This window comes from Streptomyces sp. R33 (genome assembly GCF_041200175.1).
GTDB lineage: Bacteria > Actinomycetota > Actinomycetes > Streptomycetales > Streptomycetaceae > Streptomyces > Streptomyces katrae_B.
In genome coordinates, this window is record NZ_CP165727.1 from 7,902,455 (window position 1) to 7,917,068 (window position 14,614).

Consider the following 14,614-nt stretch of genomic DNA (forward strand, 5'->3'; position numbering starts at 1 on the left):
CGTGCGGGCCACTCTGCGCTGGGCGCACGCCGATTTCCGCGCACACCGAGGCGAAGCCCTCTTCGTGGTGCTGGCCAGCGCCGGGATCATCGCCTCGCTCCTGCTGGCCGGCGCACTGTTCAGCTACGCCGCCAACCCCTGGCAGCGGATCTTCAACCAGTCCCACGGCGCGCACATCTGGCTGCAGACCCGCGCCGGGGCCGACACGGACGCCCTGTCCGGCGTGGACGGGGTCGCAGCCCTCTCCGGGCCCTACCGCACCGCGGCGACGACGGTCGAGTCGCGCGGCGCGCGGGTCGGGGTGACGCTGCGCGCGACCCCGGCGGCGCCCCCGGAAACGGGTCGGCCGCTCGTCACCGCCGGCAGCTGGTTCCCGCGGCCGGACGACCGCGTGAGCGGCCACAGCGGCACCGGCACCGTCGTACTGGAAGCCTCGGTCGCGCGGGCGCTCTGGGCCGAGCCGGGCGACACCGTACGGGTCACCGGCCCGGACGGCGCCCCGCACGCTCTGCAGGTGAGCGGGATCGCCGAGGTGGCAGAGCCCCGCTACCACCCGGGCGGTGGGCCCGGCATCGGCTGGGTGCTCTCCGCCACCCTCGACGGGATCGCCCGCGGAGACACCGGGCAGAGCGTGGGCCTGCGCCTGGAGGATCCGGACGACACCGACTTCATCGTCCAGCGCGCGGTGACCGTACTCGGCGCCGACCGGGTGGCCCAGGTCACCAAATGGCAGCAGGCGCGGGCCGAGGCGGGCGGCGACGACCGGCTCCTGGGCCAGATGTTCGCCGTCTTCGGGCTCGGCGCCCTGCTCGCGGCGGCGCTCGCCGCGGCCGGTGCGATCGGCGCGCGGGTGCGGGGCCAGCTGAGGGACATCGCCGTCCTCAAGGCCGTCGGCTTCACCCCGGGTCAGGTGACCCGCGGTTTCCTCGTGCAGCACCTGGCCTTCGCGCTCCTCGGCGTGGCCCTCGGCACGGCGGCGATCGCCCTGCTCGGCGCTCGGATACCCGGCCGGATCGGGGAGGCGGCGGCGGTCTGGCAGGACCTGCCGGGCCACACCGCGATCATGATCGGTGTCCCCTGCGGCGCGGTGCTGCTGATCGCGGCCGCCACCGGGCTCTCGGCCTGGCGGGCCGGACGGGTGCCACCGGTGCCGGTGGCCCGCGCCGCGCTGCCGTCCGCCGCGCCGATCACCGCGCTCGGGCGGCGGGCCCTCGGGATGCGGGTGCCTGCGGCCCTGGTCCTGGGGTGGCGGGCGGCGTTCCCGCGCCGGGGCCGGACGCTCGTACCGGTGGCCCGGCTCGCCCTGCCGCTGGTCCTCATCACGGTCGCCCTCGTCGCCTGGTCGACGCTGGACCAGTTCCGCAGCCGGCCCGCCCAGATGGGACTGCCCGCGGCGCTGACCGTACGGGCCGAACAGCCCGCCGCGTCGTCCGACGCGGAACTGGAGCAGACCCTCGCGGAGATCCCCGGCATCGCCGCGGTCCATCCGGGCGCCGAGATGGCGGCGCTCGTGCCGGGACAGACCGGCACGATCACGCTCCGCGGGCTGGGCACGGCCCGGGACCCGTACCCCTCCAAGGTGGTGGAAGGGCGTGCGGTCGGCGGTCCGGACGAGGCGGTGGCCGGGCAGGGGCTGCTCGACCTCCTCGGGGTGCGGGTCGGGGCGTGGGTGCGGATGACGGTCGAGGGACGGCCGCAGATCCTGCACCTCGTCGGCCGCACCATCGAACCCGAATCCGGGGGCCGCGTGATCACCACGACCATCGACGCACTGCGGGAGCGCGATCCGGGGCTGCGGCCCGACCACCACGCCCTGGTACTGCGCAAGGGCGCGGACCCGAGGGCGGTGAGCGCCGCGCTCGCCGTGGCGGCGGGCGGAACGCTGGAGGTCCGGGAGACGCCCAATCCGGTGGACCGGCTGGAACCGGCGCGCGGAGTGATCGCCGCCCTGATCGCGGTGCTGGCGCTGATCGGGCTGATCGAACTGCTGACGTTGATCAGCACGGGCGTACGCGACCGGGGCCGGGACCTGCTCGCGCTGAAGGCGATCGGGCTGACGCCCCGGCAGATCGGCGCGATGATCGTGACCGCCGCCGGACTGACCGCGCTGGCCTCCGCCCTGGTGGGGACGACGGTGGGGGCGCTGTCCGGCGGTTGGCTGGTGGACACCCAGGGCGCGTCGAGCGGGATCGGCGCGGGCATCGCCCAACTGCCGCCGCTGCCCGTGCTGTTGACGGTGGTCGCCGCGGCGGTCCTAGGCGCGGTGGCGGCGGCGCTGGTACCGGCGACACGGACGGCGCGGCGCAGGCTGGCGGACTCGTTGAGCGAGACGCTCTGAGGCCCGGGCAACGGCGCCCGGAGGTGGGTGTCAGTGGCCGGGACTAGTCTTCCGGCCATGATCGAGTCTTCCGAGGGCTTGCCCTGTGACGTGGATGAGTTGTTCTCGGATCCGGGGCGTCTCGTCTCCGCCGAACCCGACCGGATCCTGGGGCTGTTGGACCGGGCACGTGGTGCGCGCGCCCGGTTCCTGGCAGAGGTGTACCGGGCTTCGGCAGACGTGCACCGGCACGTCGACGCCGCCCGCCGCCGGCAGGTACTGGCCCTGGATGCGGCCCGGTTGGGTGACCGCGACGCGGCGGCGTGGCTCGCTGCCGCCGAGGTGCCCGGGGAAACCCCTGCGCAGTGGGCGGTGGACTGGGCCGGCGGCTCTCCGGCGGACCATCGGCTCCTGCGCTCCCTGACCGGTCACGGCGGCCCGGTGCTGGCCGTGGCGACGGCGGTGGTCGACGGCCGGCCCGTCGCCGTCACCGGCAGCCGGGACAAGACCGTGCGCGTGTGGGACCTGGCCGCGGGCCGCCCACTCCACGAGCCGGTGACCGGCCGCACCGACCCGGTGTCGTCGATGACGGCAGAGGTCATATCCGTGACCACGGCAGTGGCGGGCCGGCAGCCCGTGGCCGTCACGCTGAACACCGACACCTCGGTGCTCCTGTTCGACCTGGCGACCGGCCGTCAGGCCGGGGAGTTCGTCCGGGTACTGGAGAGCACGACGGTGGATGGCCGCAGCGGCGTCCTCACGATCGGGGTGGACCGGACCGCCTGCCTGTGGGACCTGGCCACGGGCCGCCAGGTCGGCGCATTCGCGCACGTGACGGACACGGCGGAGCTGGACGGGCGCCGCGTGGTGCTCACCTGCGCAGCGGACGGTGCGATCCATGTGTGGGACGTGGCCACCGGCCGCGAGGTGGGGGAGTCCCTGGAGGTGGTGAGCGCCGCATCGCTCGACGGGCGCTCGCTAGCCCTCACCGCGGGGGCGGACCGGGCGCCGCGGCTGTGGGACCTGACCACCGGCCACCCCGTCGACGACCCCGGGACCGCCCCTGCGGCCCTGGAGGGCCCGGGCGCCGAGGGCATCCCGTACATATCCGCGGTGACGGTGCTGAACGGGCAGGTCGTCGCCCTCACGGTCGACACCGGAGAGGAGACGCTCCTCGAAGAAGTGACGACCGGTCGCAGGATCGGCGCGGCCGCGCACGGGGTGGAGACCGCCGTGATCGACGGCCGGCCCGTCGCGCTCGTGGCCGGTGCCGACGGGACCCTGCGCATCTGGGACCTGGCCGCCGCTCATCGAGGAGCGGACGGCGTACGTGTCGTGGAGACCCTCGTGCCGAGCGGACGGCAACTCGCCCTCGCCGTCGGGGCCGACCGGGAGGCACGCGTCTGGGAGCTGATCACCGGCCACCGCGACACCCGGTCGCACCTGGGCAGCAGCACCGGCGCAGCCGACCCGGCCGGTGCCGCGGCGAACGCGGTGCTGGACGGGCGACCGGTCATCCTCACCGCCGAGGACGACGGGCCGGTGCGGGTACGGGACGCGGCCACCGGGCAGCCCGTGGGCCTGCCGCTCAGCGGCCACACCGATCGCGTCTGGGCCGTCACCGCCGCGAACGCCGATGGGCGCACGCTCGCCGTCACCGCCGGCCTCGACCGGACGGTACGGGTATGGGACATGACGACCCGGCAGCAGGAGGGCGCACCGCTCACCGGCCACACGGGTCAGGTCTGGGACGTGGCCACCGCGGTCCTGGACGGCCGGCCCGTGGCCGTCACGGCGGGCGCCGACCACACGGTGAAGACCTGGGACCTCACCCGCACGCCCCAGGGCGGCCAACCCCTGCCAGGGAACGCCGGTTCGGTCCTGGCGGTCGCCACCGCGGTGCTCGAAGGACGGCCCGTCGCCGTGACGGCAGGAGCCGACCAGACCGTGCGGGCCTGGGACCTGGCCACGGGGCGGCAGGCCGCCGAGGCCCTCACCGGCTTCGAGGGCGAGGTGTCCGCCCTGGCCACTGCGGTGGTGGACGGCCGGGTCGTCGTCGTCACCGCGGCGCCGGACGCCAGGGTGCACGTCCGGGAACTGGTGGGCGGCCAGTACGTCCATGAGCCGTTTCCCAGTCACCAGGGCAGGGTGCTGGCCCTGGCCACCGCCGTGCTGAACGGCCGGCCCGTCGCCGTCACCGCAGGCGCCGACCGCACCGTGTGCATCTGGGACCTCGCCACCGGGCGCCAGGTCGGCGAACCCCTCGTCGGCCACTCCAGCCGGATCCTCGCCGTGGCGACCACCGAACTGGCGGGCCGGCCCGTCGCGGTCACGGGGAGCTGGGACCGGACGGTCCGGGTGTGGGACCTCGCCACCGGAGCGCAGCTCGGCGAACCCCTGACCGGCCACACCGACTGGGTGACCTCGGTGGCGACCTCGATGGTGGCCGGGCAGCCCGTCGCGGTCACCAGAAGCCGGGACGACACCGTGCGCCTGTGGGACCTGGCCACCGGGCGGCAGACCGGCAGCGCCCCGGCACGCCACACGGGCCCGGGCCGGGCCATGGCCGTCACCGGTGTCGCGGGGCGGACCGTGGTGGCCGTCGGCCAGGAGCGGACGGTGGAGTTCTGGGATCTCGCCACCGGCTGCGAGGTGGGGGCCGAGTACGTGCTCCCGCTCCCCGTCGGAGCGCTCGCCGCCGCGCCGGGCGGAGCGCTGGTGCTCGCGTACGGGCCGCAGACCGCGGTGCTCAGCCGGCGGACGACGCACCCCGGACACCCCGCCCGGGCGCTCGGGGAGGAAAATCCCCCGCCCCTGGCGAGGCGCGATCCGAAAGAGACGGCATAGCATCGGCCGGTGCACGCCGAATCCCGCCCCTGGTCCCCGTATCCGAAGATCCCCGCAGGCCGCAGGCTGGGCGAGACGGGCGGGCGGGACTGGGTCGCCCAGGAGAAGATCCACGGTGCCAACTTCGCCGTCGTCTGCGACGGCACCGGCCCGCGCCCGGCCAAACGCCGCGAACTCCTCGCGGACGGCGGCCTCGACGACTTCTTCGGCGTCGGCCGCATCTGGCCGGCCCTGGCGGTCGCCGCGGGCCGGTGCGCCGCGCTGCTGCGGGAGCGGTACGGGGCCGCGGCCTCGGCCGTCGTGACCGTCTACGGCGAACTCGCGGGCGGCCGCTATCCGCACCCCGACATCCCCCCGGTGCCGGGAGCCGAGCCCGTGCAGACCGGCGTCTGGTACGCACCGGAACTGCTGTGGCTGCCGTTCGACGCGACCGTCGCCACCGGCGACGGCCTGTGCTGGGTCTCCGACCAGGCGCTGCGGGCCGCGGCGGACGCGGCCGGTCTGCACGGCGCGCCCCTGCTGGCACGGGGCACCCTCGCCCGGGTCGGGCAGCTGCCGGTGGTGTTCCCTACCCGGCTGCCCGCGCTGCTGGGTCTGCCCGCCCTGCCGGACAACCGCGCCGAGGGCATCGTCGTCAAACCCGCGGGGGAGTCATGGACGGCCACCCCGCCGATGGCCAAGCTCAAGCAGCCCGCCTTCGCCGAGGACGAGCGCTTCGCCGGGTCCCGCCCCTTCCGGGCGCCCGCCGAGGGCGCGGCCGGCGTCCCCGGCTGGCTGCTGGCCCACGCGACCGGACTCCTCACACCGGCCCGGGCCGCGTCGGCGGTGAGCAAGCTGGGGCCCCGTACCCCGGAGGGGGAGGTGGCCGCCGAGATCGCCCGCGACGCCGCGGACGAGACCGAGGAGGCGCTGGGCGGGCTGGACGGGGTCACGCGACACGCTCTGGAGGGCGCCCTGCACGCCGGAGCGCTGTCCCTGGTCCGCTTCGACGCGGCCGACCGGCGTACGGGATTCGCACGGTGACACGCGCCTGTGGCCGGTCCGTTCGGCCACGACTCACGGCACAGTGGAGCCATGAGCGCTGACGACAGGAACCCTCTCGCCCTGGCACGCGTGTCGACCAGGCTTCCGGCCCAGGACCTGGACCGGGCGCGGCGTTTCTACGCCGAGACGCTCGGTCTGGAGCCCGTGGACGAACGGCCCGGCGGGCTGCTGTACCGGTGCGCAGGCACGGAGTTCGTCCTGTTCAAGTCGACGGGCGCCTCGCCCGGCACCTTCACCCAGATGGCGTTGGAGGTGGACGACATCGAGGCCGCGGTGTCGGCACTCAAGCAGCGCGGAGTGGTCTTCGAAGAGGTCGACGTACCGGGGTTCCGGACGAAGGACGGGATCGCCGAGATCGAGGGGAACTACCCGAGCAAGGGCGCGCGGGGAGAACGTGGCGCCTGGTTCCGTGACAGCGAGGGAAACCTGCTGGGCATGGGCGAGCCAGTCGTCTGAGCCCGCCCGCCCGCCCCGCCGGGTGCGGCCCGCTGCCGGGTCCGGCAGCGGGCCGCTCACTCCCCGAACGCGCCGTGCCGCCCCTCGCCCGAGGCGAACCGGCCCGCTCCCGCCCGGGTCTCGCCCGCGGTCAGCGGCACCAGACCGTGCCGGTACTCGCCCGCCAGTGCCTCGGCTTCGTCCAGCCCGTGCTGTTCCAGGACGGACAGCCGATCGTGGCGCAGGCACAGCTGGGGGAACGCGGCGATCTCGCGGGCCAGCGCCTCCGCGGCCTGCCGGGAGTGCCCCGTGGGGACCACACGGTTGGCGAGGCCGATGTCGTGCGCCTCGGCGGCGGCGACCGGACGACCCGTCAGGATCAGGTCCATGGCGCGGCTCTCGCCGATCAGGCGGGGCAGCCGTACCGTACCGCCGTCGATCAGCGGCACGCCCCAGCGGCGGCAGAACACCCCGAAAACCGCGTCCTCCTCCACCACCCGCAGATCGCACCAGAGGGCCAGCTCCAGGCCCCCGGCCACCGCGTGCCCCGCGACGGCCGCGATCACCGGCTTGCCGAGCCGCATCCGGGTCGGGCCCATGGGCCCGTCCCCCGACGCGAGCACCTGGTTGCCGCGCTCGGTGCCGATGGCCTTGAGGTCCGCGCCCGCGCAGAAGGTCCCGCCCTCGCCCCACAGCACGGCGACGGCCGCGTCCTCGTCGGCCTCGAACCGGCGGAAGGCATCGGCGAGCTGCGCCGCCGTCGGGCCGTCCACGGCGTTGCGGACCTCCGGCCTGCTCAGGATCACCGTGAACACCGGGCCGTCCCGTTCCACCCGTACCGAGGCCTGCTCGTCCACCATGCCGCACCCTCCCGCTCGCAGGCCTCCATTGTGCGGGAGGGCGGCTCCGCGAGCGCTGTGATGTGTGCTGAAGGGTCTCGGCCGAGGGCATGCCGCTGAAGGGCTTCAGCGCCGGCCGGTGAATTCCCAGGCCTGGATGTCGCGGTAGTGGATCGGGCCGGGGCCGCGGCCTATGTTGCTGCCGACCAGGTGGAGGCGTTCGGCCTGCCACGGGCGGCCGGTGAACCCGGTGAGTGCGGCGGCGACTTCCACCGTGCTGGAGGTGTCGCTGCGGCGGGAGCGGGCCAGCGTCAGGTGGGGGCGCAGCGGCCGGTCTTCGAAGGCGATACCGCAGTCCTTGACGACGCTGCGCACCTGCGCGGTGAGCCCGTGCAGTCCGTCGACCTCCCCGTCGATACCGCTCCAGAGCACCCGGTGGTCGAAGTGTCCGCTGCCGCGCAGCGCCAGCTCCAGGGGCCGGTGCGCTGCGGCGAGGGCGGCGAGCGGCGGCTGCAGCAGCGGGACCGCGGTGACCGGGAGTTCACCGAGGAAGGCCAGGGTGATGTGCCAGTCCTCGATGCGGTTCCAGCGCAAGCCCGGGTACGCGTGGTAGGCGGGCCGCAGCTCCCGGGCCAGTTCCTCCTTGGCCTCGTCGGGCGGGGCGAGGGCGATGAACACACGGACGGTCGCGGGCTGGATCTCTTCGTTCACGAGGGACTTCGTACCGCACCCCGGTTGATCCCGTCATCTTCGGAAACCGGGAGATCCGTGACAGCGGGAGACCTCGGGGGGAAGTCCGAGGTCTCCCGCTGTCCGTACGGGGTGTCTCGCCGGCACGTCGGTCCGATAGGCCGCGAGTGGCTACGTGGTGCCCGTCATGCTGGCGAACACGACCACGTTGCTGTTGTAGTAGTGCTTCTTCGGGTCGAACTCGCCGCCGCACGTGACCAGGCGAAGGCCTGCGTGGTCGAGGTTCTTGTAGACCTCGAGCGTCGGGAACTCGGCCTTCGGGTACTCGGCGACCCGGTCCACCGTGAACGTGGCCGTCTTGTTGTCCCGCCGGGTCACCTTGATCGTGTCGCCGGCCTTCATCGTCTTGAGCTTCTCGAACACCGCCGCCGCGCCGTTCCACGTGACATGGCCGGCGATCACGGCGGGCCCCTGGGAGCCGGGCGTCGGCCCCGGCTCGTACCAGCCCGCGCGACCGGGGTCCTTGGGGGTCTGCATCGTTCCGTCCGCGTTCTGCCGCAGCGTCTCCAAGGAGCTGGAGAGCCCGAGGGACGGGATCGAGATGCTCTGCGGCTCCGAGCGGGCGAGGGCGGGCTTGACCTGGCCCGCACCCGCACCCGCACCCGCACCCGCACCGCTCTGCGCCCCGCCCTGCGGGGCCTGACCTCGAGGGGCGGCGGGGGCCGCCGAATCCTGGCCCCCGCACGCCGCGAGAAACAACGTGGCGAGGGCTGCGGCGGCCAGGGCTGCGGCCCGGCGGCGGGCGGGCCGCACGGTGGATGCGGCGGGTGCACGGCGCACGGCCGGTGCGGAGGTCCGCCCGGCCTTCACGCGGCGGCCCCCATGCCCTCCGTACGGACGCGGACCGAGGCGGCCCGCCTCCGCGCGACGAACAACGCGCCGGACGCAGCGCCGGCGACCGCCGCGGACAGGGCGAGTGCGGACCCGGTGATCGCCGTATCCGGCGTCGCCGCGCTCTGCGGAGCACCACCGCCGGTCTCGATGCCGCCGACCGGGAGGGAACCCACGGACGCGCCCATGACCATGCCGCAGTTGGTCGGAGCCGTGGCCTCCTGGGGCAGCTTCGGGTCGAGCTCGCTCTTGCCGGCGCCCTCGAAGTCGTACTTGCCGTTCTTGTTGCGGTCGATGCCGTGCTGCACGATGTGCAGGTCCTTGATGTGGTCGACCACGGCCTGCGAAACGGTGATCGTCCGCTTGTACGAGACCTTGCCCTGCTTGTTCGCGACGGGCATGCGTTCCACGGCGAGGCCGCTGGTCGCCTGGGTGTCCCCGGACGTGGTGAGCGAGATGTTGATGTCGCCGTAGTCGACGGTGGCCTCGGTGTTGCTGAGGATCCCGTCGCCATTGGTGTCGTCACTGGCGTCGGGGCACTGGAAGTCGTGCCCGTTGGTCGAGCCGTGCAGATGCTGGGCCGACGGCGACCCGGGCACCATGCCCTCGGACTCGATCTGCACGGTCAGCTGATTGCCCTTGAGGCTGAGCATGGCCGTACCCCGGGAACCGGAGCTGTTGAGCTGCGCCAGATCGATCTGGTACGCCTTCCCGCCCTCCGCGAGAGCCGGGCCGGAAAGCCCTACGGTCAGGAACACGGCGGCGGGCACGGCGGCGACCACCACGAGGCGACCAGTGCGCTTGGCTATCACATTCGCTCCTGTTCCGCGCTTTCCCCGGGTGGGGAATCGCAGATCGTACGGGTTTGACGTGAGCTCCCGGAGAGGGTCTCGCCGCTACTTCGGAGCGCCGGCGTCCGTGGATTGGTGCTTCTTGGAGAAATTTCTCGGCGGCCGTGGCCGGCACCCTGAGCGCGGCAGCATCCGGCAGTGCGGTTTCGCGCCAACTCTCTTCCATTTCAGGCAGGTTGCGGCTGTGTGGACCTATGTTCCAGGGGTCCACCGGTTCGCCCCAGGAGGTCAGATTGCAGTACAGGCGACGCTTCCTCGCCTCTTTCCGCGTGTTACGCCGTTCCCACCTGCTCATCGCCCTCGGCCTCGGCTCGCTGCTGGTCGGTCTGATGCCGTGGCTCGGGGTCGAGGGGCCGGCAGCGGCCGGCCGTGCCCCGGCGCCCCGGCCCGTACCCGTTCCGTTCGACCAGCAGACGGCGAAGCAGTCACCGCACCACGGCATCGCGCCGGCGAACGCCATGGAACCCACGGCTCCCCTCCTCGACCGGACCGGCTGGACGGCCACGGCGAGCGACGAGGAGACCACCGGTGAGAACGGCCGCGCAGCCAATGTGCTCGACGGCAACGACAGCACCATCTGGCACAGCAAGTGGGCCGGTACGCCCGCCCCCTTGCCGCACAGCATCACCATCGACATGCACCGCACGGCCGTCGTCTCCGCCCTCCTCTACCGCCCCCGCGCCGACGGAGCCAACGGGCGCGTCGGCGAGTACAGCATCAGTGTCAGTACGGACGGACAGGCCTGGGCGAGCCCGGTCGCCTCGGGCACGCTGGCCGACGACGCCGGCGCCAAGACGCTCGGGTTCGCCCCGCAAGGGGCCCGGTTCGTACGGCTGACGGCGCTGACCGAGGCCGGCGGCCGAGGCCCCTGGACCTCCGCCGCCGAGATCAACCTGCTGGGCGACCCCGGCACCCCCGCAGCCACCGTCGACCTGTCCCGGACCGGCTGGACGGCCACGGCGAGCGACGAGGAGACCGGCGGTGAGAACGGCCGCGCGGCGAATGTGCTCGACGGCAACGACAGCACCATCTGGCACAGCAAGTGGGCAGGAACTCCCGCCCCCTTGCCGCACAGCATCACCATCGACATGCACCGCACGACGGCCGTCTCCGCCCTCGTCTACCACCCCCGCGTGGACGGACCCAACGGCCGGGCAGGCGCGTACACCGTCACCACCAGCACCGACGGCACGGCCTTCGCCGCACCGGTCGCCGCGGGCACCTGGCGCGACGACGACACGGTCAAGACCGCCACCTTCACCCGCACCGAGACCGCCCGCTTCATACGCCTGACCGTGACCACCGAGGCCGGCGGCCGCGGCCCCTGGACCTCGGCCGGTGAAATACGCCTGAGCGGACCGGCCAGCCCGGCCGCCCACGGCGTGTGGGACCGGATCACAGGCTTCCCGCTGGTACCCGTGGCCACCGCCGCCCTGCCCGGCGACAAGCTGCTCGCCTGGTCCGCGTACGCCGTCGACCGCTTCGGCGGCAGCAACGGCTACACCCAGACCGCGATCCTGGACCTGAAGACCGGCAAGGTCACGCAGCGCCGCATCGACAACACCGGCCACGACATGTTCTGCCCCGGCATCGCCATGCTGGCCGACGGCCGGGTGCTGGTCACCGGCGGAAGCAACGCGGAGAAGGCCAGCATCTACGATCCGGCCACCGACACCTGGTCCGCCACCACCAGCATGAACATCGCCCGCGGCTACCAGGCGATGACGCTGCTCTCCACCGGAGAGGCCTTCGTCCTCGGCGGATCCTGGAGCGGAGGCGCAGGGGACAAGGCCGGTGAGGCCTGGTCGCCGGACACCCGTACGTGGCGCAGGCTCCCCGGGGTCTCGGCCGTCCCGGCGCTGACCGCCGACCCGGCAGGCCCGTACCGGGCCGACAACCACATGTGGCTGCACGCCACTTCGGGCGGCAAGGTACTGCAACTGGGCCCGAGCCGGCAGATGAACTGGATCTCGACGAGCGGCCAGGGCAGCATCACGCCCGCCGGCACCCGGGCCGACAGTCAGGACGCCATGACCGGCAACGCCGTCTCCTACGACATCGGCAAACTGCTCACCCTGGGCGGCTCGCCCGCCTACGAGAAGATCCCGGCCACGCGGCGCGCCTACACGGTGAGCATCTCGGGCAACCAGGAGGTACGGGCGGCCCGTACGGGTGACATGGAGTACGCCCGCGCCTTCAGCAACAGCGTCGTGCTGCCCGACGGCAAGGTGGCCGTCTTCGGGGGACAGGCCTATCCGGTGCCCTTCAGCGACGCGACCTCGGTGCTGGCCCCCGAGCTGTGGGACCCGTCGACCGGCGGCTTCACCCCGCTCGCCACCATGGCCGTCCCGCGCAACTACCACAGCGTGGCCAACCTGCTGCCGGACGGGCGGATCTTCTCCGGCGGCGGGGGCCTGTGCGGTGACTGCGCGACAAACCACGCCGACGGAGCCGTCTTCACACCGCCGTACCTGCTCAACGCGGACGGATCGCCGAAGCCGCGTCCCGTCATCACCGCAGGCGTGCCCTCCAGGGCGGCACCCGGCACCTCGCTCACGGTGAGCACCCAGGCCCCGGTGGCGTCCTTCGTCCTGATGCGGGCCGCGGCCGCCACCCACTCCACCGACAACGACCAGCGGCGGGTCCCCCTCGCGTCCACGGCCACGGGAACCGGCGCGTACACGGTGTCCGTCCCTGCTGACACCGGTGTGGTCCTGCCGGGGAACTACATGCTGTTCGCCCTCGACGCCCAGGGGGTACCGAGCATCGCGAAGTTCGTCACCATCTCCTGAACCGCAGGGGCGGTGTCCGGCCGCGGTCGCGCCGGACACCGCCTGCGCCGGCCCTCCGCTCCATGAGATCGTCCGATAAATTGGCGCACCGGACGGTCCGTTCACCGCGGGTCGGCGAACGGTCACGGGGACGGGGGAACCGGTGGAGTCTTTGCGGCCCGATGACCTGCCGGAGATCGGCGGGTACCGCCTGCTGGCGCGGCTCGGTGAGGGAGGAATGGGCGAGGTGTTCCTGGCCCGGACGCCGTCCGGCCGGCCGCTGGCCCTGAAGACCGTCCACCGGGAGCTGAGTCTGGAGCCGGACTTCGCCGAACGGTTCGCCCGGGAGATACGCACCAACGACCGCGTGCGCAGTGCGTGGACGGTCTCGGTGGTGGACTTCAGCCCGCCGGGCGTACTGCCGCAGTGGCTGGCGACGGAGTACGTCGCCGCGCCGTCGCTGGGCGACTGGGTGCACCGGCACGGGCCGCTGTCGGCGGCGGCCGTGTGGTGCCTGGCCCGGGAGCTGTCCTGCGCGCTCGTCGCCGTACGAGCGGCAGGGGTCGTCCACCGCGACATCAAACCGGCGAACGTACTGCTCGGCCCGGAGCGGCCCTTCCTCATCGACTTCGGCATCGCCCGCGCCGTACGCGACCCGCGCCACACCCGGACGGGCGCGGTCATCGGTACGCCTGGCTTCCTCGCACCGGAGCAGGCGACGGGCGCCGTGGCCGGTGCGCCGGCCGACGTGTTCTCCCTCGCCGCGGTCCTCGTGTACGCGGCGACCGGCCGCAGTCCCTTCCTGGCGCGCGGCGAGGAGCTGCAACTCCCGGGCCTCCTGTACCGGATCGTCCACGACGAGCCCCTGCTCGACGGCGTGCCCGAAGCGCTCCTCCCACTGGTGCGGGAGTGCCTGGCCAAGGACCCCGGCCGGCGCCCGACCGCCGAGGACGTACGGGCGCGGCTCGGCGCCGCAGAGGAGGAGGACTGGAGCACCGCGGCGCCGGCGGCCCTCGTCGCCGACGTCGGCCGCAGGGAGGCCGAGCTCACGCGACTCCTGACCGTGCCGCAGCCGCCTGCGTACGCCCCTGCGGGTCTCGGGACTTCGCCGGTTGCGACGCCGCAGTCCCCGGCCCTGCTCCCTCCCGCCGCGCCCGTGCCGCCGGCCACGGCTCCCGGGGCTCCGCCCCCGTCCCGGCAGCCCCTGGTGATCGGCGCTGCCGTCGGCGCCGCCGCGCTCGCGGCGGTCGTCACGCTCGCCATCCGGCTTCCCGGGGGCACGGACGACAGTGGCGAGGCCGCGTCCCCCACCGCCTCGCTCACCCCGTCCGTACCGGGCTCCTCCGCGGCGGCGTTGCCGGCTTCGTGGGTCGGCACGTGGTCCGGGGTCGGGCCCGGCACGCCGGACGCGGACGGCCTCACCCGGGCGCGGACGGGTGAGTTCGCCGTCACGGTCACCCTGCAGGCGGGAGCCGCGGGCGAGATCGTGGGCCGGCAGGTCAGCGAGGTCAAGGAGGTCTCCAGCGGCCGCAACCTGGGGTGCACGGAGGCCCTCGAGCTGCGGCAGATCAAGGGGAACACCGCGGTCCTGGCGGCAGCGACCAGCCATCCGACCGACCGCGCCGCCTCCTTCGAATGCCCCCGGGGCAACCTCTACGTGCTGACCCTGGACCAGCCGGACCGGCTGACGCTCCAGTCGGAAGGCGCGCAGTCGGCCGGAGCCCCCGCTGCCCTGACCCGCAACCACTGACCCGGAGGGCCCGAGGGCGTCGTACGGGTCCCCGCTCAGCCGGAGCCGGTAGCCCGCGCGGTGGTGACCCGGGTGGCTCCCCCGGCGTGGCCGCTTGCCCCGATGCGGATGCCCGGCGTGTCATGTGTGGGGTCCGTGTCATGTGCCTGGTCCCGTGAACGACCCGGCCACGTGAGGGA

Annotated in this window: 10 protein-coding genes; 6 read left to right on the plus strand and 4 right to left on the minus strand. The window is 73.8% G+C overall.

The genetic code is table 11. The features are described from left to right. The first annotated feature begins 1 nt into the window (after position 1). Genes AB5J51_RS36245 through AB5J51_RS36260 form a run of 4 tightly spaced genes read left to right on the plus strand, consistent with a single transcriptional unit; the run spans position 2 to position 6,664 of the window. A complete protein-coding gene (locus tag AB5J51_RS36245; protein ID WP_136223480.1) occupies positions 2-2,338 on the plus strand; it encodes an FtsX-like permease family protein in 2,337 nt (778 codons plus the stop codon). 57 nt (positions 2,339-2,395) lie between these two features. Further along, the gene (locus AB5J51_RS36250; RefSeq protein ID WP_369779653.1) at positions 2,396-5,164 is read left to right on the plus strand and encodes a WD40 repeat domain-containing protein; all 2,769 of its coding nucleotides are present in this window, start codon (positions 2,396-2,398) and stop codon (positions 5,162-5,164) included. A 9-nt stretch (positions 5,165-5,173) separates the two neighbouring features. After that, entirely contained in the window at positions 5,174-6,187 is a 1,014-nt protein-coding gene (locus AB5J51_RS36255; RefSeq protein ID WP_369779654.1) for an RNA ligase family protein, read from the plus strand. Positions 6,188-6,238: 51 nt separating this feature from the next. Then, positions 6,239-6,664, plus strand: coding sequence for a VOC family protein (locus AB5J51_RS36260; protein ID WP_369779655.1), 426 nt, complete (start codon positions 6,239-6,241; stop codon positions 6,662-6,664). Between the two features lie 56 nt (positions 6,665-6,720). Here AB5J51_RS36260 and AB5J51_RS36265 read toward each other — a convergent pair whose 3' ends face one another. The 4 genes from AB5J51_RS36265 to AB5J51_RS36280 form a co-directional block, all read right to left on the minus strand. Next, entirely contained in the window at positions 6,721-7,503 is a 783-nt protein-coding gene (locus AB5J51_RS36265; RefSeq protein WP_369779656.1) for a crotonase/enoyl-CoA hydratase family protein, read from the minus strand. 105 nt (positions 7,504-7,608) lie between these two features. Beyond that, entirely contained in the window at positions 7,609-8,193 is a 585-nt protein-coding gene (thpR, locus tag AB5J51_RS36270) for an RNA 2',3'-cyclic phosphodiesterase (RefSeq protein WP_136223488.1), read from the minus strand. Between the two features lie 150 nt (positions 8,194-8,343). Next, positions 8,344-9,012 carry a class F sortase gene (locus AB5J51_RS36275; protein WP_369779657.1) on the minus strand — a complete coding sequence of 223 codons (669 nt, stop codon included), beginning with the start codon at positions 9,010-9,012 and terminating at the stop codon, positions 8,344-8,346. 26 nt (positions 9,013-9,038) lie between these two features. Beyond that, positions 9,039-9,875, minus strand: coding sequence for a hypothetical protein (locus AB5J51_RS36280; protein WP_133899137.1), 837 nt, complete (start codon positions 9,873-9,875; stop codon positions 9,039-9,041). A 308-nt stretch (positions 9,876-10,183) separates the two neighbouring features. On the opposite strand from AB5J51_RS36280, the gene AB5J51_RS36285 reads away from it, so the two are divergent. Both AB5J51_RS36285 and AB5J51_RS36290 read left to right on the plus strand, forming a co-directional pair. Next, positions 10,184-12,706 carry a discoidin domain-containing protein gene (locus AB5J51_RS36285; protein WP_369779658.1) on the plus strand — a complete coding sequence of 841 codons (2,523 nt, stop codon included), beginning with the start codon at positions 10,184-10,186 and terminating at the stop codon, positions 12,704-12,706. Positions 12,707-12,848: 142 nt separating this feature from the next. Next, positions 12,849-14,435 (plus strand): serine/threonine-protein kinase, encoded by a 1,587-nt coding sequence (locus AB5J51_RS36290; RefSeq protein ID WP_369779659.1) that lies wholly within the window; start codon positions 12,849-12,851, stop codon positions 14,433-14,435. The last annotated feature ends 179 nt before the right edge of the window (positions 14,436-14,614 follow it).

What these genes read in the sequence shown, in the direction of transcription:
- AB5J51_RS36250 (WP_369779653.1), top strand. Translation starts at nt 2,396, where the DNA reads ATGATCGAGTCTTCCGAGGGCTTGCCCTGTGACGTGGATGAGTTGTTC.
- AB5J51_RS36260 (WP_369779655.1), top strand. Translation starts at nt 6,239, where the DNA reads ATGAGCGCTGACGACAGGAACCCTCTCGCCCTGGCACGCGTGTCGACC.
- AB5J51_RS36265 (WP_369779656.1), bottom strand. Translation starts at nt 7,503, where the DNA reads ATGGTGGACGAGCAGGCCTCGGTACGGGTGGAACGGGACGGCCCGGTG.